The 22,010-nt window shown below is 46.5% G+C and carries 19 protein-coding genes; 18 read left to right on the forward strand and 1 reads right to left on the reverse strand.

Features of this window, described 5'->3' with window-relative positions; all coding sequences use genetic code 11:
- The first annotated feature begins 15 nt into the window (after nucleotides 1–15).
- The 16 genes from H7T88_RS12090 (at nucleotide 16) to H7T88_RS12165 (ending at nucleotide 18,457) form a co-directional block, all read left to right on the forward strand.
- On the forward strand, nucleotides 16–840 hold the full coding sequence (locus H7T88_RS12090) for a carbohydrate ABC transporter permease (RefSeq protein WP_123063799.1): 825 nt from the start codon (nucleotides 16–18) through the stop codon (nucleotides 838–840).
- 12 nt (nucleotides 841–852) lie between these two features.
- A complete protein-coding gene (locus H7T88_RS12095; RefSeq protein ID WP_221788634.1) occupies nucleotides 853–3,657 on the forward strand; it encodes an alpha-mannosidase in 2,805 nt (934 codons plus the stop codon).
- A gap of 258 nt (nucleotides 3,658–3,915) precedes the next feature.
- Nucleotides 3,916–4,920, forward strand: a complete 1,005-nt coding sequence (locus H7T88_RS12100) for a Gfo/Idh/MocA family protein (RefSeq protein ID WP_221788636.1) — start codon at nucleotides 3,916–3,918, stop codon at nucleotides 4,918–4,920.
- Nucleotides 4,921–5,055: 135 nt separating this feature from the next.
- Nucleotides 5,056–5,979 carry an AraC family transcriptional regulator gene (locus tag H7T88_RS12105; protein ID WP_260510864.1) on the forward strand — a complete coding sequence of 308 codons (924 nt, stop codon included), beginning with the start codon at nucleotides 5,056–5,058 and terminating at the stop codon, nucleotides 5,977–5,979.
- Nucleotides 5,980–5,991: 12 nt separating this feature from the next.
- Nucleotides 5,992–7,077: a Gfo/Idh/MocA family protein gene (locus H7T88_RS12110; protein WP_154889579.1), complete on the forward strand. Its 1,086-nt coding sequence runs from the start codon at nucleotides 5,992–5,994 to the stop codon at nucleotides 7,075–7,077.
- A gap of 169 nt (nucleotides 7,078–7,246) precedes the next feature.
- Nucleotides 7,247–7,960 carry a glycosyltransferase family 2 protein gene (locus H7T88_RS12115; protein ID WP_312027611.1) on the forward strand — a complete coding sequence of 238 codons (714 nt, stop codon included), beginning with the start codon at nucleotides 7,247–7,249 and terminating at the stop codon, nucleotides 7,958–7,960.
- Between the two features lie 267 nt (nucleotides 7,961–8,227).
- Nucleotides 8,228–8,980, forward strand: coding sequence for a FadR/GntR family transcriptional regulator (locus H7T88_RS12120; RefSeq protein WP_221788638.1), 753 nt, complete (start codon nucleotides 8,228–8,230; stop codon nucleotides 8,978–8,980).
- Entirely contained in the window at nucleotides 8,977–10,188 is a 1,212-nt protein-coding gene (locus tag H7T88_RS12125) for a M20 metallopeptidase family protein (protein WP_221788640.1), read from the forward strand. The genes H7T88_RS12120 and H7T88_RS12125 overlap by 4 nt, the downstream gene beginning before the upstream one ends.
- On the forward strand, nucleotides 10,185–11,756 hold the full coding sequence (locus tag H7T88_RS12130; RefSeq protein ID WP_221788642.1) for an ABC transporter substrate-binding protein: 1,572 nt from the start codon (nucleotides 10,185–10,187) through the stop codon (nucleotides 11,754–11,756). Before H7T88_RS12125 ends, H7T88_RS12130 begins: the two co-directional genes overlap by 4 nt.
- Nucleotides 11,757–11,860: 104 nt before the next feature.
- On the forward strand, nucleotides 11,861–12,778 hold the full coding sequence (locus tag H7T88_RS12135) for an ABC transporter permease (RefSeq protein WP_145412920.1): 918 nt from the start codon (nucleotides 11,861–11,863) through the stop codon (nucleotides 12,776–12,778).
- 15 nt (nucleotides 12,779–12,793) lie between these two features.
- Nucleotides 12,794–13,726: an ABC transporter permease gene (locus H7T88_RS12140; RefSeq protein WP_090915740.1), complete on the forward strand. Its 933-nt coding sequence runs from the start codon at nucleotides 12,794–12,796 to the stop codon at nucleotides 13,724–13,726.
- 18 nt (nucleotides 13,727–13,744) lie between these two features.
- Nucleotides 13,745–15,856, forward strand: a complete 2,112-nt coding sequence (locus tag H7T88_RS12145; RefSeq protein WP_221788644.1) for a S9 family peptidase — start codon at nucleotides 13,745–13,747, stop codon at nucleotides 15,854–15,856.
- Nucleotides 15,857–16,059: 203 nt separating this feature from the next.
- On the forward strand, nucleotides 16,060–16,422 hold the full coding sequence (locus H7T88_RS12150) for an Asp23/Gls24 family envelope stress response protein (protein ID WP_186809671.1): 363 nt from the start codon (nucleotides 16,060–16,062) through the stop codon (nucleotides 16,420–16,422).
- A 47-nt stretch (nucleotides 16,423–16,469) separates the two neighbouring features.
- Complete coding sequence (locus tag H7T88_RS12155; protein ID WP_154889316.1) at nucleotides 16,470–17,078, forward strand: GNAT family N-acetyltransferase; 609 nt, start codon at nucleotides 16,470–16,472, stop codon at nucleotides 17,076–17,078.
- A gap of 86 nt (nucleotides 17,079–17,164) precedes the next feature.
- Complete coding sequence (locus H7T88_RS12160; protein WP_090915749.1) at nucleotides 17,165–17,770, forward strand: pentapeptide repeat-containing protein; 606 nt, start codon at nucleotides 17,165–17,167, stop codon at nucleotides 17,768–17,770.
- Between the two features lie 120 nt (nucleotides 17,771–17,890).
- Nucleotides 17,891–18,457, forward strand: a complete 567-nt coding sequence (locus H7T88_RS12165; RefSeq protein WP_090915751.1) for a TetR/AcrR family transcriptional regulator — start codon at nucleotides 17,891–17,893, stop codon at nucleotides 18,455–18,457.
- 155 nt (nucleotides 18,458–18,612) lie between these two features.
- On the opposite strand, the gene dapA is transcribed toward H7T88_RS12165, so the two are convergent.
- On the reverse strand, nucleotides 18,613–19,482 hold the full coding sequence (dapA, locus tag H7T88_RS12170; protein ID WP_154889314.1) for a 4-hydroxy-tetrahydrodipicolinate synthase: 870 nt from the start codon (nucleotides 19,480–19,482) through the stop codon (nucleotides 18,613–18,615).
- Between the two features lie 122 nt (nucleotides 19,483–19,604).
- On the opposite strand from dapA, the gene H7T88_RS12175 reads away from it, so the two are divergent.
- Nucleotides 19,605–20,510: a LysR family transcriptional regulator gene (locus H7T88_RS12175; RefSeq protein WP_312027612.1), complete on the forward strand. Its 906-nt coding sequence runs from the start codon at nucleotides 19,605–19,607 to the stop codon at nucleotides 20,508–20,510.
- 317 nt (nucleotides 20,511–20,827) lie between these two features.
- The gene (locus H7T88_RS12180; RefSeq protein WP_221788646.1) at nucleotides 20,828–21,982 is read left to right on the forward strand and encodes a glycosyltransferase family 2 protein; all 1,155 of its coding nucleotides are present in this window, start codon (nucleotides 20,828–20,830) and stop codon (nucleotides 21,980–21,982) included.
- Nucleotides 21,983–22,010: the final 28 nt, after the last annotated feature.

The raw sequence follows: 22,010 nt of genomic DNA on the forward strand, positions 1-22,010 counted from the left end.
TGTCATGTTCTTATGATGGTCAAACACGGTATTCAACGCAAAATCCAGTACGGTATTCTGGTTTTCCTCGGTCTATGTTTTTTATTGCCGCTACTTTGGATTATTCTGGCATCCTTTGATCCGAACGCGCAGCAAGGCATCAAGATGCCTGCAACGTGGACACTGCAAAATTTCAAGGATGTACTTGGGGATGAAAGTAACCTGCGCTCGTTCGGGGTAGGTCTGATTCTGTCAGGAGGACAGGCGGCACTTGTTGTCGCAGTATCTGTGCTGGCGGCCTATCCGTTGTCACGCTACGAGATGCGGTTTAAGAAAAGCTTTTTATTATCCATTCTGTTTATGACGGCTTTGCCGATTACGGCTGTGATGGTGCCAGTGTTCCAGATGTTTCTGTTCTTCAAAATGCAGAACTCCATCATTGCTACGATGCTGTTCCTGACGGCTTCATCTCTTCCATACGGCATCTGGATGATGAAGAACTTCATGGATTCTGTTCCAATTGATCTGGAAGAATCGGCCTGGATTGATGGTGCGTCGGTCTGGAGAGGCTTGCGAAGCATTGTTGCTCCGCTGATGCTGCCAGGCATTGCAACCATTGCGATCTTTACTTTTTCAGGCAGCTGGGGCAACTTTTTTGTACCTTACATTTTGCTTCAAACCCCGGAAAAACTGCCGGCATCGGTCACGATTTATCAATTCTTCGGCAGTCATGGCATGGTGGAATACGGCAGATTGGCCGCATTTTCGATGTTATACACGATGCCTTCGGTAGTACTCTATATTTTCTCCCAACGTTATATGTCCAAAGGATTTAGTATGGGTGGAGCGACAAAGGGATAGGAGGAGACACATATGACGAATACGACGAATCAAAAAACAGCGCATCTGATCTCACACACGCATTGGGATCGGGAATGGTATATGCCATACGAGCATCATCATGTGTTACTGGTTGAACTGATGGACAAGTTGCTGGACACACTCGACCGGGACCCGGAATATCGGTACTTTCATCTCGACGGACAGACCATCATTCGGGAAGATTATTTACAAGTTCGTCCAGACCAGCAAGAGCGGTTGGATCGGTACATTCGTGAGGGACGCATTCAATTTGGTCCGTGGTATGTGCTTCAGGACGAGTTTCTGACGAGTAGCGAGGCTAACCTGCGCAATCTGCTCATAGGGCATCGGGACGCCAAACCTTTTGGAATCATCTCCAAAACCGGGTATTTCCCGGATTCGTTCGGCAATATGGGACAAGCCCCGCAGATTTTAGAGCAGGCGGATATCCAGAATGCGATCTTTGGGCGCGGGGTAAAACCTACCGGATTCAACAACGCTGTTGTGGATGCAGAAGCGTATGAATCTCCCTATTCGGAGATGATCTGGCGTTCTCCGGACGGCTCCGAAGTGCTCGGTATTCTGTTTGCCAACTGGTATTGTAACGGGATGGAAGTACCTGTGGACCCGGAGAAAGCACGAGTGTACTGGGACAAAAATCTGCAGGAAGCTGAAAAATTTGCATCAACACCACATCTTCTCTTCATGAACGGATGTGATCATCAACCTATTCAGACGGATCTGCCTGAGGCACTTCGTACCGCTTCCGAGCTGTACCCTGAAGTAAAATTTGTACATTCCAATTTTGATGACTATATCGCAGCAGTCTCGCAGCAGGTTCCTGATCATCTGGCAACGATTGAAGGAGAGCTTCGCAGTCAGCATACGGATGGATGGGGAACGCTGGTGAATACAGCCTCTGCACGGATCTATCTGAAACAGTTAAACCAGCAAGGTCAGACGTTATTGGAAAAAGTAGCAGAACCCCTGGCAGCCATGGCCTATGTAGCCGGGGTTAAGGAATACCCGCATCATCTGCTTACCCATGCCTGGAAGATGCTTATGCAGAATCATCCACATGACAGCATCTGTGGCTGTAGTGTAGATGAGGTGCATCGGGAGATGGTGACCCGGTTTGCCAAGAGCCGGCAACTCGCCGAGAAGCTGGTATCCCAGACGTCGCAAGCCATTGCGGAATGCATTGACGTACAGAATATCGAAGCTTGGGCCGAGGATGCCGTGTTGTTCACCGTGTTTAATACGGCTGGGTGGATGCGAAGCGGTATCATAGAGAAAGAACTGATCGTAGATAAATCCTTTTTCCCGGAAGGTCCGAATCCACAGGCTCTTGCGCGCAAATTGGAAGAAGTCGTACTACCGACATATCAAGTGATCGATGCTGAAGGCAATATATACGTAGCCGAAATCCTTGATCTAGGTGTTCATTTCGGTTACGAGCTTCCGAAAGATCGCTTCCGTCAGCCATATATGGCACGTAAGGTTAAGGTGACTTTCCAGGCGAAGAATGTTCCTGCACTGGGTTATCAGACGTATGGTCTGGTTCCAGTCGGAGAAAAGGAAGAAAGACAGGCGGCTGGCGTTGAAGTTAACGTTGAGATTGAAGCGAACATGATGGAAAACGAATATTTGCGAGTGCGTGTGGAGCAGAATGGCGCGATCACTTTGCTCGATAAACGCTCTGGAACAGAATATCACGGACTGAACGTCTACGAAAATACCGGGGATATCGGCAACGAATATGTGTACCGTCAGCCTGAAGGCGAACAAGCGTTATCCACTAAACAACTCAAGGCGGAGCTACGTCTTGTGGAGCATTCCCCTTATCATGCCGTAATGGAAAGTGTGCTGCGTTGGAACATTCCGGCTGGGGCAGATGAGCTGTTTGAGCAGGAGAAACGTTACATGGTTCCGTTCACGGAGCGTAAGGCTCAGCGTGTTCAGGATACCGTTCCTCTTAACATCACAACAACATATACACTGGAAGCAGGCAGTAATATGGTCAAGGTAAAGACCGAATTTAACAATCAGGCCAAAGATCATCGTCTACGCGCGCTTTTCCCGTCCGGTCTGGTCACGGACCATCATTATGCTGATTCCATCTTTGAAGTCGCCAAACGGCCAAACATTCCGGCGAAGGAGTGGGTGAATCCGAGCAATGCACAGCATCAGCAAGCATTTGTTCATGTGACGGATGGGAGCACCGGGCTGATGGTTGCGAACAAAGGGCTCAATGAATATGAGATTTTACAGGAGAATGCAGGAAGTACGATTGCGGTTACGCTGCTCCGCGCTTCATCCGAATTGGGAGATTGGGGTGTATTCGACACACCGGAGGCTCAATGTCTGGGACCTCAGGCGGTGGAGTATGCTATTATTCCATTTGCAGGCGATGCGGCGAAATCAGGTGCTTGTGCAAGTGCATACACGTATCCTATCCCGTGGACGACGGTGCAGCTTGGGGAACTGGCTCATACGTATGAAAAAGAAGCGCAGCCTGTACATGGAATGAAAGGTGGCCAACGGAAATTACCACTGAGCAAACAGTGGCTGGACTGGCAAGCCGAGAATTCGACGCTGGCATTTTCCGCTTTGAAGATTGCAGAAGAAACAGGAGATGTGATTGCACGTTGGTTCAATTTGAGTGCTGATCCGGCTGATTTGCATGTACAGACTGGCTTCGAGTGTGTCTCCACATATGAGAGTGATGTGCTGGAGCGGGTGAAGGGTGCGCTTGAAAATAATCATCGGACGGTAGCGGGATATAAAATTGTTACGCATGGTTACGAGCTATTGTGATACCGAACGAATCAACAGAGTCAGCTGAAGTTTAGGCTTTAGAGCTTAAAGCGTTAATTGTTGGATGAGAAGCCGCCTGTGAGCGGCTTTTTCATATTTTAGGAGAATGAGGGAAAGTGCAACTGTGATAGTTTAATAATATTATATGTCGTAATTTTATATATGAATTGTCGTGAGTTTCGATTAAAAATAAATAAATCATGTGATACCTTATAGATACGTTGTCAGAATATTATATACTATGGAGGGAAGACATCCGTGACCATTCGAATTGGAAAAATCAGTTTGTGGCATGTACATGCATGGGATTACATCAAGCAAGCCCAGGAACATGAGGATACAGTAATCGCCGCCGTGTGGGACGAAGACCCGAAGCGTGGGCAGGAAGCCGCTGACCGCTTGAACGTGCCCTTTTATTCATCGCTTGCGGATATGCTGGCACAAGATGACATTGATGCGGTAATTGTAGATGCGCCTACACGTATCCATGAAGAGGTGATTACGGCTGCTGCCAAGGCGGGTAAACATATTTTTACCGAAAAAGTCATTGCCGCGACGCAAGTGGAGGCTAATGTTATTCTGAGAGAGATTCAGGCAAACGGAGTCAAAATGACCGTTTCTCTTCCTCGTCTATATGCTGGATATACGCTGACCATTCAAGACGTGCTTGAGCGCGGATTACTCGGTCAAGTTACATACGTGAGGGCGCGATTATCCCATGATGGAGCGATCACGGATTGGCTGCCTCAGCACTTCTATGATCTGCATGACTGTCAAGGCGGAGCTCTGATTGATCTGGGCTGTCACCCGATGTATCTAACGAGATTGTTTCTAAATCAGCCAATTACCGATGTGAGCGCACACTTTGGTTATATTACAGGCAAAGAAGTTGAGGATAATGCAGTGGCAACACTCTTTACATCAACAGGAGCTATTGGGGTAGTGGAAGCGGGATTTGTGAACAGTCACTCGCCTTTTACCATTGAAGTTCATGGCACAGAGGGTACTTTGTTATATGGAACGCCGGATTCCACATTGTTGATTCGCACGAAAGTAGCGGAAGGTCAGTATACGGAATGGACCGAACTTCCTGTTGCTGAAAATGTAGAAAGCGCATTCAATCAATGGGTAGGACACATTCAAAATGATACCGAGGACAGCGCAAATATCAACATGGCGATGGAATTGACCCGGTTGATGGAAGCGGCGAATCGCTCAGCGAAGGAAGGTAGACGAGTTGCACTCACTGAGTTGCAAAGTTAGATATCAAGCTAGACAGGATAGATTGGATTATATAAGTTGAATGAATTACTTACACTTTAACGGAGTGGACTGTGTAAAATCTTCAGTTCTACTCAATATAAATTCGTCCTGTAAGGCGTTAAGGAGGAAGGCATCTTGAGTCTGTATCCGTATGAGAAAATGCTGGATCGGCAGGATCTCCTGGAGCGGCTTGATATTACCGTGGTATGGGGGCATTACGAGATTCGTGTGCTGCGATTTCATCTGACGACATTTCCAGCGGGGCGGATTGTCGATTTTCATAACCATGCGGAGTATGAGTTCCATTTCATTCCTAGAGGGAAAGGTAAAGTTATTATTGATGATCAGTCCCATGCATTATCGGAAGGGTTATTGTATCTGACCGGACCTGGGGTTGTTCATTATCAGGAAGCCGACGCCGAGCAGGATATGGATGAGTTGTGTCTTCATGTAGATATCGTGCATAAACCACGAGAGCATGTCGATCCATGGGAAGTTGCGGAATCAGAAGAGACCATTGAAAAACTAAAGACACTTCCGCATAAACCGGTTCAGGATTATCACCGTGCAATGCTCTGTTTTCTCGAAGCGTATGAAGCATGTGACCACAAGATGGTCGGATATTATACTTCGATTAAGCAGCTGGTTGTTAGCATTTTGTTAAAAACAGTTCGCGCTTACGATACGGGCGGAATTCGAGCTGAAGCTCCTGTAAGGGATATGACAGTGTATCGATACGATTATGCTGTACAGTACATGGAAGCTAATCACGCTTCTGTAGTGACGCTGGAGCATGTCGCCGAGAAGCTGCACATCAGCAGCCGCCAGTTGCAACGCATTTTTTATCAGGTACAGCCTGATATGCCGTTCAGCCGAGTGCTGGAGGACATTCGCCTGCGAGCGGTGTGCCGTAATTTACAGGAAAGCAACGTGTCTATTGAACAGATTGCGGTTGGCTCAGGCTTTAACAACGCCAACTATTTACATGCTGTGTTTCGAAAACGCCTTGGGATGACCCCGTCGGCTTTTCGCAAAATGAAACAACCAATACTAAAGTGAGGGTGACTTATGATGAGTAAATTATATCGCATTGGAATTATTGGCTGTGGCGGGATCGCAAACGGCAAACATCTGCCAAGTCTGAGCAAGCTGGAGAACGTTGAACTGGTTGCTTTCTGTGATATTGTGGAAGAGCGTGCCGCAGAGGCGAAGAAACAGTACGGTTCTGCCGATGCCGAGATATACACGGATTACCAGGAACTGTTGAAGGATGAGACACTCGATATTGTGCATGTGCTTACCCCGAACATCTCCCACGCAGAGATTTCAATTGCGGCGCTGGAGGCTGGCAAACATGTGATGTGTGAGAAACCGATGGCCAAGACTGCGGCTGAAGCTCAGCTTATGTTGGAAGCGGCCGAACGTACAGGTAAAAAATTGACGATCGGTTATAACAACCGTTTCCGTCAGGACAGCATGTACTTAAAGCAACTGTGTGAAGCGGGCGAGCTAGGTTCGATCTATTTTGCCAAAGCCCATGCGATTCGAAGAAGAGCCGTGCCGACTTGGGGTGTGTTTCTGGATGAAGAGAAACAAGGCGGTGGACCGCTGATTGACATTGGAACACATGCACTGGATCTGACCTTATGGATGATGGACAATTATCAGCCGAAAGTAGTACTTGGCACTACGCATCATGAGCTCTCCCAGAGAGAAAATGCAGCGAATGCTTGGGGTCCGTGGGACCCACAGAAATTTTCGGTGGAGGATTCCGCCTTTGGTATGATTGTCATGGAAAATGGGGCAACGATCATGCTGGAATCCAGCTGGGCGCTGAACTCGCTTGATGTGGACGAAGCTAAATGCAGTCTGAGTGGCACCGAGGCAGGCGCTGACATGAAAAACGGACTGCGTATCAATGGCGAGAAGTTCAGCCGTCTGTATACCAATGAAATTGAACTCAGCTCTGGTGGTGTGGACTTCTATGAAGGACAGTCCGAAAATGCACCGGATGTGGAGATGCGCAAATGGATTGAAGCGATCGATAAAGATTTGGAGCCCGTAGTTACACCAAAACAGGCGCTGGTGGTATCACAGATTTTGGAAGCTATTTACGAGTCGGCACACACGGGCAAGGCAGTATACTTTAATAATTAACGGAGAAGCTTCAATAGATTGTTCTGTTAACATAATTAGATTCCTAAACCTTTGTCCGTTTATCCGGTCAGAGGTTTTTTGTTATTTTTCCATAATAGAGGGAGCCGTCCATACCTGATATGGATCAAACACATAGGATGAATGGAAATAAGCTGAAAGAGGGGATGTTGTGTCTAGGTATCTTACACCTATGGGAGTTTCCATCGTTGTTTGCACCAACCGTCCACAATTTTTGGATAACATCCTGCAGAATTATGTTCGCCAGCGTTACAAGGTCAAGGAATTGATTATCATTCTGAATCTCGACAGCATGAACAGTCGTTTAATTCGGAAAAAGGTGCAGAAATACGCGAATGTCCACGTATACCAAGTACCCGAACGTATCTCACTAGGACAGTGTCTAAATGCAGGCATCACCAGAGCTCGTTTTTCACTCGTTGCGAAAATGGATGATGATGATTACTACTCTCCTTATTATCTGGAAGAACAGGTACGTGCGCTCAGGCAAACCGGCAGTGATATTGTGGGTAAACACTCCTGTCTGGTTTATCTGGAAGCTTCCCGAACATTGCTGATGAGGTCACCGGGCGAGAGCAATAAACCTGTGGAATTTATCCAGGGAGGCACGCTGTTATTCAGAAAAAAGGTGTTAAAAAGGGTTCGATTTACGGATCGTTCGGTGGGGGAAGATGTTACGTTTCTAAGGCAATGCAGGAAGAGAGGGTACAAAACGTATGCAACATCACCTTACAACTATGTGTATCTGCGCAGGCAGAACAAAGCAAGTCATACGTGGAGAGCAGAGGATCAGTTCTACCTTGAAGGAAGCGAGCGACTGGCTGTAACCAGGACTTTTAAACCTTTTGCAAACAAAAAGTTGTAGAAAAGAGAGACACTGCATTTTTAAGCGAAGAGTCGGATATCGTCATTCAGAAAAAAGTATAACATCCATTTGATCCAGAGAGGTTCTGACCGGTGCAGAGCGTCTTTTTTCTTTATAGATAGAGTTTAATTTCGATGTGGAGAGAGTGATCTATATGGGGGATTAAAATAAATGTTGGATTTTAGCAAAAAAAGTATTGCATATCAGTTTAGTCGGAATTATATTAATGGTATAAGGTCTAGACCATATACAGATCGGAGTGATCAGATGTCTAATCCATTCTCCTTTCATTTCGAAAAAGTATCGACTAAAAAGGTTAGTGAATTTATTCGGGAACAACTGGAAGAAGCCATTATTCTAAAAGAGTTGATGAGTGAGGAGCAGCTTCCCGCTGAACGGGATTTAGCCGAGATGTTTGATGTAAGCCGTATTACGGTTCGCGAAGCGCTCTCAGCACTGGAAGATAAAGGACTGATAGAAAAAAGAGTTGGAGCCAAAGGTGGAACTTTTGTTCTGCCACTCACGACTAATTCGCATAAACGGACAAGAGAAGAGATCAAACGAGGCTGGGCTCAGATGCTCAAGGTGTTTGAGTACCGGACCATTATTGAGCCGGAGGCGGCTTTTCTGGCTGCTGAGCGGATCACCGCAGGCGAACTGGAACAGCTGTATAACTATATGGAGCAAAGTATCGAGCCGGATTGCACACGTGAATGGTTCAGGGCACTGGATGTGAAATTCCATCTAACCATAGCCAAAGCATCACGAAATCCATACTGTGAAACAGCCGTCAGACAAATTCGAACGAAGATTAACCCGGCGCTCGATCTGATGCCTTACGATGACCGAATTCGTTCCGTAAACTACGAAGTACATATGGAGATTCTTGAAGCACTGAAGTCAAGAGACAGCGTAAGGTCACGGGATACGATGAAAAGGCATATCGAATTCTCGGCTGATGCCATCTATGCGCGCTTGGTGTCGGAATCCGAGCAACAGGAAAGGAATGAGATGCAATGAAGCAAGCTGAATTAATACAACTGGCTCAGCCGCTACAAGCGAAGTTAAGCGCCTGGCGCAGAGACCTGCATCGCCATCCGGAGATTGGTTATGAGGAGCATCGTACCTCTGCCATTGTGGCCGAGCATCTGGAGAGCCTTGGACTTGAGGTTACTCGTCATGTTGGGAAGACAGGTGTAACTGGCCTGCTTCGCGGAGAAACAGATGGCCCTACCTTTGCACTTCGAGCAGATATGGATGCATTGCCGATTGAAGATCAAAAATCAGTGGAATATCGCTCAACGGTGAAAGGCAAGGCACACCTCTGTGGTCATGACGCACATACATCGATTCTGATGGGTGCTGCTGAACTACTCACAGGGCTTGGCAGACCGAAATCCGGTAACATTAAGTTCATCTTTCAACCTGCGGAAGAGGGACTAGCCGGTGCAAGAGCCATGATTCAGGACGGCGTGCTGGAGAATCCAAAGGTGGATGCCATTGCTGGCTTGCATATGACACCTGGTCAGGATACGGGAACAGTTGGGGTGAGCCAGGGAGTTGCTTTTGCTTCGGCTGATCCGCTCGTCATCAAGATTGTGGGTCAGGGAGGTCATGCGGCTCGTCCGCATGAAGGTATTGATGCGATCGCCGTATCCGCTCAGGTGATTACTGCGCTACAGAACATCGCCAGCCGTATGATTGACCCGCTTGAACCTGTAGTTGTCACGATTGGTAAAATCACCGGAGGTTATATGGGTACTGCTATAGCGCCTGAAGTCGAGATGATTGGCACAGTCCGCACATTATCTCCTGCAGTGCGTGAACGGATGCCATCTCTGATCAAACAAGTCGTGAACGGTGTCTGCAGTTCTTTCGGAGCGGCATGTGAAGTCACCTATGGTGACGGTTATCCGGTTGTTGTGAATGACCTTGGCATGGTTGATCTGCTCACAGAGGTCTGTGAAGAGGTGAATGCGCAGAAGGGGTGGAGTTACATCAAACCGTCGACAGGCGGGGAAGACTTTGCTTTTTATTGCGAACATGTGCCTGGTGTGTTTTTCCGGTTAGGATCGGGAAATGAAGAGGAGCGTACACGGTATCCGCTTCATCATCCGAGATTTGATCTTGACGAAACGGTCATGCCTTACGGCGTAGGCTTGTTGTCAGCAATTGCACTTGAATTTTTGGCAAGGAATACAACTTCCAAGGGGGAAGAATCACAATGAAAAAGAGACAATGGACAGGCTTGTGGATTACTTTGCTGGCAATCGTGATGGTGTTAAGTGCTTGTGGTGGGGGCAGTAAAGGTACGACGAACAATGCTACCTCTGAAGGAAGCGGAAGTGAAAGTGCGGCTGCCGGTAGCACGTTAACAATTGCGGCGGCAACGGATATCGAAAGCTTTGATCCACACAACAATAACAATACCGCGAGTGAAGCTGTGCTTGTGAACGTATTTGATTATTTGATCAAAAACGACAGTCAGCAGAAAAAAGTTCCTGCGCTCGCTACTTCATGGGAGCAAGTGAACGATACAACGTGGAGATTCAAGCTGCGTGAAGGGGTAACGTTCCACAATGGCGACCCGTTCACTTCCGCTGATGTGAAGTACACGCTGGAGAGAGTCGCTAAAGATAATACGCTGAAGCAAAATAGTTATTTCAAAAACATCGTTGAAGTCAAAGCGGTGGATGAGCATACGGTAGACATCATTACCGATGGTCCAGACCCATTGTTGCTCAATCGCTTGTCCAAAATGGGCGCTGGCATCCTGCCTTCCAAATATATTGCAGACAAGGGCATGGACACGTTCCTGAAAGAGCCGGTGGGTACTGGCGCATACAAGTTCAGCAAATGGACCAAAGACGACCGGATTGAGCTTGTGAAAAATGAAAACTATTTCGGCGGTGAGCCGAAGTGGAATGAAGTGGTATTCCGTGTCATCCCTGAGGCTTCCACACGTGTATCTGAATTACTTGCTGGCGGAGTTGACGTTGCGTCATCTATCCCATCAACAGATATTGCACGTATTGAAGGCGAAGCAGACAAAAAAATTGTGAAAGCACCTATTCAGCGTGTTCTGCAACTGATCTTCCGTCAAACGGAAGGCAGCATTACAGCTGATCCAAAAGTTCGTGAAGCCATTGATCTGGCGATTGATAAACAAGGGATCGTAGACAGCATTGCCGGGGGAGCAGGGATCGTTACACGTACATCTGTAACACCTGGGAACTTCGGAGCTGACCCGTCACTGTATAAGACATCATTGTATGATTTGGAAAAAGCAAAGCAGTTGCTGAAAGAGGCAGGCTACGCTGAAGGCACGGCCGAGATGACTATCTCCGTATCTTCTCAGTACAAGGAACAAGCTGAGGTTGTTGCAGCCATGCTGGATCAGGCCGGATTCAAAATCAATCTGGACGTGCTTGAGCCGAGTGCATTCAGCGAGCGTTATAGCTCCAAATCATTTAAAGAAATTTTCATGATCGGAATCGGTAACTCCCTGTTTGACGCGTCCAACAACTATAACCGCTATATGGTGGAAGAAGCCAAAGGGGAATCAGACTACAACAATCCGGAAGTGGAGAAGTTGCTGCAATCTGCACTTGTAAACATGAATCCTGAGTCTCGTGAGAAAGAATATCAGCAAGTGCAACAGATTTTCTCAGAAGAGCGCCCTGCCGTATATTTGTATCAGATGGAAGGCGTCTATGGAACCAATGACAAAGTGAACTTTGCACCACGCAGTGATGAGATGTTCTATGCGGATGAGATTACACCTGTTGCAAAGTAACAGAGGCTAATACCACCTGTCATTGCATGAGTAAGCCGTGAACGGCAGGGACTGGATGAACAAGTTCCTGCCGTTCTTTTTTGGAAAGAGGAGGTGAGCCGGGAGTGGGAAAATACGTATTCAAATCTTTACTGCAGGTCATTCCGGTGCTGTTTATTGTCTCATTAATTGTTTTTATTCTGGTTCGGGTCACGGGTGATCCTGTGGCTCTGATGTTGCCTGAGACCGCTACAGCAGAGGACAGGGCTGTGTTGACGCAGGCACTGGGACTCGACCAGCCTTTATACGCGCAGTATATGAAATTTCTCGGTAATGCCATTCAGGGAGATTTTGGTCAATCCTTCCGTTACGGTCAGCCTGCACTTGAGCTTGTGTTAGAGCGATTGCCTGCAAGCTTTGAACTTGCCGCGGCTGCCATGTTATTTGCAGTATTGATGGCTGTTCCGCTGGGAGTGATCTCGGCAGTGAAAAGAAATACATTTACCGATCTTCTCATTTCAGGTATTTCGGTGATTGGCAAAGCGATGCCAAACTTCTGGATGGGCATTATGCTCATTCTGTTATTCTCCGTTGTGCTGGGCGTTTTACCGGTTTCGGGTCGCGGAGGTTTATCCCATCTGATTCTGCCCGCTTTTACGCTGGGGGTGGGACTTGCTGCACAGATGACACGGCTAATCCGATCCAGCATGCTGGAGATTCTGAATCAAGATTACATTCGCACGGCACGCAGTAAAGGACTGGGACGAATGACAGTGATCGCGAAGCATGCGTTCCGTAACGGTTTAATTCCGGTTGTGACCATTATGAGTCTGCAGTTTACCAGTCTGATCGGAGGTACTTTGATTACAGAAACCGTATTTTCCTGGCCAGGCTTGGGTCAACTGTTAGTTGTGGCCGTAAATACACATGATATGGCGATTGTGCAAGCAGCCGTGTTTGTGATTGCATTCATTGTAGTGGTTGTTAATATTCTCACGGATGTGTCCTACAGACTGCTGGATCCACGTATCAAATATGACTAGAAGGGGGTGCGATCTATGAGAGACAACGATGAAACAAATGTTCTGGTTACCGAACCGGACAACAGAAGTTCGCGTACGATTGCCGGAATTCGATCCATCTGGCAACAGCTAATCATCAGCAAGACCGGATTCATCGGTGCAGTGCTTGTATTGGTTGTTGTCCTGATTGCAATAGCCGCACCTCTGCTAACGAGTCATGATCCGTCAGCGGTCAACCCGCTGAACCGTCTCAAACCGCCTGCGTGGCTCGAAGGCGGAAAGGCCGAATACTGGCTGGGAACCGACAATCTGGGCAGAGATATGTGGAGCCGTATTGTATATGGCGCACGCGTGTCTTTAATTGTAGGTATGGGCGCCGTCATTGTCTCCGGAATAATCGGAGCCGTTCTGGGTCTGATATCCGGATTCTATGGAAAGTGGCTGGATGCCATTATTATGCGTGTGGGTGATGCATTCATGGCGATACCAACGATTCTGTTCATGTTAGTAGTGATGGCTATTGTGGGTCCAGGTATGACCACGTTGATCTTTGTTATCGGTGTAACCAACTGGGTGCCATTCACCCGTGTAGTTCGTAGTGAAGTGCTTAGTATGAAAGAGCGGGATTTTGTATTTGCCGCCAGATCGATTGGTGCCAAAAATGGACGGCTGATTATCAAGCATATTTTGCCTAACGTATTGTCGTCGTTTATTGTCATCTGCGGCATGAATGTAGGCACAACAATCATCATGGAAGCGTCGCTGAGTTTTCTGGGACTTGGAATAAAACCACCGGATGTATCGTGGGGCGGCATGTTAAGTGACGGACGGCAGTATGTAGCCACGAGCTGGTGGGTTGCTACATTTCCGGGACTAGCTATTACGTTTACTGTGCTGGGTGTTATTTTCCTCGGCGATTGGTTGCGGGATGTGCTTGATCCTCGAACAGAGTCAGCTCAGAAATCATAACGGAAGGGAGTTATGGATATGAAAAAAAGCCAGATTACGCCGGAGGATCTCTATCACTACCGCTGGATCAGTCAGCCGGTGATCAGTGCAAATGGACAAGTAGCCTACGTTGAACAAACGATTGATCGGGCGAAGAACGAATATAACACACAAATTCGGGGAATTTCGCTGGATGGGACAGAAGATGTAGCGCTGACGGATGGAACGAAGGATTCCTCTCCTGCATGGTCACCAGACGGCAACAAGTTGACGTTTATTCGATCGACTCAGGCTGGAAAAGGACTTTGGTCTGTTCATACGGAATGTACAGAACCGTCCATGCTCATATCTCCTGAACGTAAAATCATGAGTTACGTCTGGTCTCCCGATGGGAAGTATATTGCGTTTACGAGTAAAGCTCAGATGAATTCAGCTCAATTATCAACCGATGAGTCGGCGAAAGACGCTAACGATGAAGCAACCCGGCAACCAGAAGCGACATTGCGGGGAAAAGTCTACGAGCGCACTACGCCGAAAGCTGAAGGATCTGGTTGGTGGGATGGTCAGTACAGCCATTTGTTTCTTTACGAGATCAAGAGTGGACTTATCAAGCAGATAACCTCCGGGTTATGGAACATCACTACCCCCGTCTGGTCACCGGACAGCCTGAAACTTGCCTTTATCTCCAAACAAGTAGAAGAAGCAGGATCAGATCCGGATTTGCTTCATCATACGGACGTGTATATGACCAGCATTGAAGCAAACTCAGGAAAAGTTGAAGAACCTTTCAAAGTTACGGATTCCAGTCTCCAGATCACCCAATTTTCTTTTACAGCCGATGGAAAACAACTGATTCTGATTGCAAGCGATCGTAAATACGGAAGTGGAAGTCATCATCAACTGTTTACACTTCCCGTGAATCGGGGGATACCCAGGCTATTCGCACCTGAGCTAGATATGCACATCGGTAATGCTGCACTGGGGGATATGAAGTCGGCAAGCGCCTCTCCTTCGCCAATCATTAGTCGTTCATCTTCTCAACCGGGAGTATATGTACTAGGCACACATCAAGGAAATGTCGATGTATACCGAATTCAGTCCGATGGAAACTGCGAAATGATCACAACTGCAGGAGAAAAAGATGTTTATCAGTATACGATCTCTACAGATGAAGAGACTTTGGTTGTAGCTGCGCTCACGGATAAGCATCCAGGAGAGTTGTACACCGTGGGCATGAAAAGCGGTAAAATGGTCAGACTCACTCATCGTAATGATGAATTTATGGGGCAACGAATGGTTAACGTACCGGCAAGAGTGGAATTCACCTCATCGGATGGTTTGCTGATTCAAGGCTGGCTAGCGATGCCTGATTTAACGAAAGATGCAGATTGGACTGAAGCTACGGGTGCAACGGCCCCATCGTCCGGAATTCAGATTGAAGATAAACTGCAATCTGATCGTAAGTTACCTTTGATTTTACAGATTCATGGTGGACCTCACGCGATGTATACCGGAGCATTCAGTCATGAGATGCAGACACTTCTCGCAGAAGGTTATGCTGTATTATGGGTTAATCCTAGAGGTAGCATAGGTTATGGCCAGGAGTTCGCCAGAGCTTGTCGTGGAGACTTCGCTGGCGGTGATTATCGGGATCTGATGGAAGCTGTGGATGACGCACTGGCAACGAATTCAATGCTGGATGTATCTCGTTTGGGTGTTGCTGGCGGTAGTTATGGCGGGGTCATGACCAACTGGATTGTCGCTCACTCAAACCGTTTCAAAGCAGCTGTGACACAACGCTGTATCTCCAACTGGTTATCCATGTACGGCACTAGCGACATCGGGATTTCTTACGTGGAGGGTGTTATTGGGGGTAATCCTGCGGAGAATGCTGCATACCTCTGGTCTCGATCGCCGCTTGCTCATGCGCACAACATCGAAACTCCGTTGCTTATCATGCACGGGGAACAGGATTACCGAACACCGGTAGCTCAGGCGGAGGAATTGTACACGACATTGAAGCGTTATGGAAAAACAACCAAGCTGATCCGCTACCCGGGTTCTAATCATTCACTGCTCAAAAGTGGAAAACCTTCTCTTCGAGTCGATAGCTTCGAACAGGTGAATGCCTGGTTTAACGAGTACCTGTAGCTCATCAAATGCAGAATGAATTCGGGAGTTAGCCTTTCGGCGAATCTTTTTATAGAATGAACACCTAATATAGAGAAGCAAAAAAAACCGCAATTGATGCGGTTTTTTTTGCTTTATGGAGAAATAGTTGAATTCAGTTGTTGAATGATATATATTTTAATTAAATGATAGTATTTGCTATCAAAAAAATGGAGGCGATTCATATGATGAATCAACAAACGTTAGGTCAGATCCAAATATCCGATGAAGTCATCTCCAAAATGGTCGGTAAAATAACAGGTGCTACCCGCGAAATTTCTTCCATGTCGGCTGGATTGGTTGAAAGTATTAGCAAAATATGGAGCGGTCGTAGCGGGCATAACGGCATTGTCATTCGCAGAGTAGACAATAGCGTGGAGATTAACGTGAAAATCATCGTTCATTACGGTAGTAAAGTACACGAGGTTTGCAGAGAGTTACAGCAAAAGGTCATTGACCAGGTAGAACATCTTACTGGGATATCCATTCAAGCGGTGAACGTTTTTGTAGATGGCATGACATCCGAAGCATATCCGTCCAAATCTTAAGATCGAAGAGACGAGAGCTTACTAAGCATACATGAGGAGTGATCACCATGAGCCAAATATCTATTCAAAAAGCAAATCCGCAAACCGCCGTCGGAGGAAAACTAACGGAGATGGCGCTTGATTACATGAAATATTCATTGGCGGGTTCCAGGGAGCCCGCAGTTATAGATAAGACCTTCCAGAAGCTTTGGAAGTCCCGAAATAATCGGTTTAGTCACGAATACGCTTATGAAGCGGTTCGGGAGGGGAAAACACTTGGCATGATCATGTGTTATCCAACGACACTGATGAATAAGCTGGCATGGCCGACGTTTTCACAGCTGTTTGACATACACAAATGGAAGCTGATTGGATACAATCTGCGTAACTGGAAGGAGTTTTATACGATGGTGACGTTAAAAGAGGCAGAGAACGATGAATATCACATCGGAATTATTGCTGCTCTACCAGAAAGCAGGGGGCTTGGGATCGGGACAGAATTGATCCGTCATGCGGAGAAACAGGCGCTTCTGCAAGGGTTTGCAAAGTCTTCCTTAACCGTCAAACAGGAGAATGCAGGTGCCATCAAGCTCTATGAACGTCTGGGGTACAACAAAGTGGGAGTGATTAGTAAACCTGCTGTATCCATGTATCGAATGTCGAAAGCACTTCACTGAATGAAGTGATCTCATATGGTATAGTAGAATGAGTTGTTATTTAAAATGACTACGACGTTAACACGATACCAAATGAGGTGTAATCCATGTATCAATATAAGGATCAGGAATATGAGGGCGTTCACTTTGAGGGACGGGATTTGCGTTACGGCGAGCTAATTAGCTGTGTGTTCAAGCATTGCACGTTCATGAATGCCTCCATGGAAGAAGTCGAAACAAGCCATTGCCGTTTTATTGAATGTGATTTCAAAGGGGCATCCATGAATGGTTCCATACATACGGAGTCTGCATTTGAGAATTGCCTGTTTGGCGGTGCCAACCTGTTTGCTTCCAAATTTACAGCTTGCAAGATGACGGGATCGGATTTTTCCGGTGCCCAGATGGACGGCATTACACTTGTCAAAGGAGATTGGTCTTATACCAATCTGAGATATACGCGACTTGGGAGACAGGATTTGCGAGGGATTCGTTTTTTTGAAGCGGATCTGGCTGAATCCGATTTAAGCAAAGCGGATTTGCGTGATTGTGACCTCACGAGAGTATCCATGAGTAAGGTGAAGCTACAGGGTGCGGATTTGCGGGGGGCAATCTTGGATGGCATTGATCTGAAATCACTAGATTTAAAGGGTGTACGTATGGATCGCGAACAGGCGGTTCTGATTGCACGCTCCTATGGAGCGAAAGTGGACTAGTTTTACCTCTGATTTGAAATGGCCATCATCACTTTTGACTAATCAGAAAAAGAACCAAAGTCACGTACCTATGACCAAAATAAAAAGTAATAGTCTATTCGTTCCGAGGTGCCGTTAGAGATGAAAAATGAGAAGTTAACATTTAAGCAAAATCGAATGCTTGCCATTCTGGATGAAGCCACCAAATTACTGATCGAGAAGCCCAATGCGTCGATGAACGACATTGCTGAAGCCGCGAACATCGGAATTGCCACATTACATCGGTATGTTGAGAGCCGTGAGCAACTGATGATTCACTTGGCGATGCGTGCAATTGATGTTGTTAACGAGACGTTGCAACACGTTAAGCTCGATGAGGAGCGGGTTGAACACTATATCCCGGAGCTGATTGAAGCGCTAATTCCACTTGGGGATAAGATATATTTTCTGGCTCACGATGCAACCGTCAATTATAATGCCGAGATTGAAGGGGCCGATCAGAAGTTGAGACAACCGGTGCTTCATGCCATTGGTATACTTCAAGAAAAAGGCTTTTTTCGTTCGGATGTGGACAAAACGTGGATTGTAGATGTTCTGTATTCAATTCTTTTCTTGACGTGGCAACAAGTGATCCATGGCAATATCGCCAGAAATGCTGCGCCTGCACTTGTTGTGGACACGTTCTATCACGGTTTTGTTACGAGATGAGCTGAAAAAGAAGCAGGATATCAAGCATTTTTACGTTGTTGCTTCTATGGAGTGTTAAACAAGTGCACAGCAAAAGCCGCAGATGAAACTGCGGCTTTTTATATTTCGACCTATGGCTATCTGTGGCTATGTTCTATAGAGGTGTTCCGCATAATTTACAGTGCAATCTTTGCTTTTAATTGTTCAGATGCTGGCATGAGAGGCAGGCGCAACTGTGCGGAAGCGATAATGCCTTGCTGTGCAAGCAGATGTTTCAGCATGGCAGGCGCAGGCTCTTCGAAGAGATTTTTAATGAACGGAAGCAACTGCGTATAGAGACGGTAGGCGTCTTCTTTTTCACCAGCCACAAAACGGTTATACACTTCCAGGAAACGCTCTGGATTAATACTAGCCGATGCCATCATGCCGCCGGCTGCACCTCTCGTTAACATATCGAAGAAGAAGGTATCATCTCCACACAAAATGGGCTTCGAGCCGCAACGTACCAGTTCGGTCATAAGATCGAGGTTATTTGTGCTATCCTTAAGACCAATAACACCATCGATGTTCATAATTTTTTTCATCATATCTATGGAAACTCTAACCCCTGTGCGGGCTGGGATTTCGTATACCATCACGGGTATGCCCACGCTGGCTGCCATGCGGAAGTGCTCGTAAATGCCCTCTTCCGTGGGTCTGTTATAGTATGGAGTAACGACAAGAACAGCATCGGCTCCGAGTGCGGCAGCTTTCTTTGTTCTTGCCACCGTTGAAGCGGTATCATTGGTTCCAGTTCCAACCATAATGGGTACGGAGGAGTTGATGCTGCTCAGAGTTTCCTTCGCGGCCTTCACAAGCTGTTCCACTTCATCCCATGTCACGGTAGGTGACTCCCCAGTCGTACCATTAATCACCAAGCCATGAATGCCACTGTTAGCCATAACTTTAATGTAATTTTGGAACGAAGGAAGATCAAGTTCGCGTTCTTTGGTAAAAGGTGTGATTACAGGTATATAAATACCTTGAATCTGTTGTTCGGTTAACATCGTATTACCCCCAAATGTATGTTGGAATTCCATTTCATTCACTTTACCATGGGAAAAGGTATCATAGTTAGCTATAATAGATGATAGGTGTTATCAATAATTTCGATGATGTGAGGGAATAAATGATGGATTTGAATTATTTTCAAACTTTTCGTGAGGTGGCATTGAGGCAAAGCTTTACCAAAGCAGCCGAAGAGCTTGGTTACGCGCAGTCAAGTGTGACAACCCAGATTCAAAAGCTGGAGAAAATTTATCAGGTCAAACTATTCGAACGTTTTAATAACAATAAAATCCGGCTGACTTCGGCTGGAGAAGAGCTGTTTAAGTTGTCTGGACAGCTTCTGGAGATATTTGAACATTCTCAGGAGAAGCTGACCAAACAGGGCGGCGGATCACTTACCATTGCTACGATGGACTCGCTTGCTTCTTATTATCTGCCGGTGCCCATTCAAACGACACGTAAACAATATCCCGAGCTAGGCATTCGGCTACAGACCGATCGGGAAGATCTGATTCTACAAAAAGTCAGAGAAGGGGAGGCAGACGTGGGTCTTATTCTGGCCAATGCTTCACCGGAATCCGGATTACAATGGATTACGATTCGCGAGGAACCGCTGGTGCTTATCGTGAATTCAGACCATCCACTTACAGCTAAATCCGAGGTAACATTGAGTGATTTAGCCGATGAAGAATGGATCATGCCGGAGGATTCGTGCAATTACAGGCAGTTGCTGGAGAAAGTGCTTAGAACCAACGCTATTCCCTACAAAGTGGGACTTGAGCTGGGAAGTCCTGAGGCCATTAAACGAAGTATTATGGCTGGGCCGGGCATCTCGCTTTTACCTCGCATGATTGCCATGGATGAGATCCAACGACAGAAGCTCTCGGTATTACCACTGGTTCATACGGACTTTACACTGGAAATTCAGCTTGTTATTCATGCCCGCAAATGGATATCGCATGCACTGCAACAATTCATCACGAATCTGGGTGCCAAAGAGTCCGATTGGTTGCCTGCAAAGGCATAAAGTTAAGCAATTATTGGCGTATTTAATAAATGAAGAGCAACTTCTAAAAACTCTTGATCGGTTTGTCGCATTAGATGCGAGGGACCCATTGAGAGTTTTTTTGATTTTTAAAGAGATTCAGATATTAATAGAGTTCAGAATTTAAGATTTAAAACTTCCAAAAAATGATATAAATTTCTATTAGATTCAAATCATTACCAAATTAAGACAAAGTTTGAGTGGAGGAGGACGACAGAGAACAAGTAGTTATATCTTGCACATCTTCATAATCTTGGCCAACGGGTTCCATCAAAATTAACTTCATGAGGAGGAATTGTATGCTTTATACCATTATTGTACCGGTCAATCAGGACTATAACATTCTGAACCTGTTTACAGACTCGCTGCTTCGAACAGTCGTCCCATCAACACAAATTATTTTTATCAACGACGGATCTGGCTCTGCCGTCTTCCAGCACCTGGATAAACTCAAACAAGAGGTTGGAGAAGGTGTGACCATTGATATTCTTCAGCATGACTTTCCACTTGGCTGCGCCGTATCCATTAACAGCGCCCTGAATCTTGCTAAGGGAGAATATATCTTTTTCCTCGACTCCGACACGATATTGCAGTCCCACTGGCAAACGATGATGAAGGAGACGCTCGACACGGATATTACGATCGGTATGATCGGAGGCGTACTGTTGTATCCGCAGACTGGCGGTGTGCAGCATTGTGGTATCGCCTTTGCAGACTCGATTGGACGCCATCTTTTTCTGAACGCGTCCCCGGATGATATCCCGAAGGAGACATTCTCCGTGCAACTTGTTGTATTTGCGATGTTTGGCATGAAACGGGAAGTCTATGAGACGATTGGCGGCCTGGATGAAAAGTTTTTCAACGGATATGAAGATTTTGATTATCAGATGCGCGCCAGAGAAGCGGGTTATGATACGGTTATTAACCCTAATATTCAAGCCTATCACTGGGAACGCAGTAGCGGCATTCATCGCAATTTTAACCGCAAGAACAATCTGGCACGATTTTGGAAAAAGTGGGGAAGTCAGATCGAAGCCGATGTATGGCCCTTCGTATTCAGTCATCTAAAGGAGCAATTGCATCATCAACGCGAATACGAGCATCTGCCAATGATCGGTATCGATCTTGCCGAGGTTCGAAGTGATGCGGACACGTTCTGGAGCAAGCTTGACGAGGCAGGTATCGCGCCCCTTGCCGACGTGCGAGACTACTCCAACCGCTTTAACTCGAATGGAGCCATATGGCTGCCCCAAGTATTAGGCAAGGAGTTAATTCATAGCGAAAATCGGTTGCTGTTTCTGGTGGACAACTTCACCCGATTGTTGGAGAACCGCTATTGGATCGAAATGAGGCATGCCCATAGAGCCAAGGATCTAATTATTGACCTCTACGGTAACGTGATTACGATGGATCGCATCTATGATGGATGTTGGCCGGGCACGAAAGTGCGATAACTTAATCATTCAGGTTGTGATACACCAC

Origin of the sequence: Paenibacillus cucumis (ex Kampfer et al. 2016), from assembly GCF_019748695.1 — a bacterium.
Lineage (GTDB): Bacteria > Bacillota > Bacilli > Paenibacillales > Paenibacillaceae > Paenibacillus > Paenibacillus polysaccharolyticus.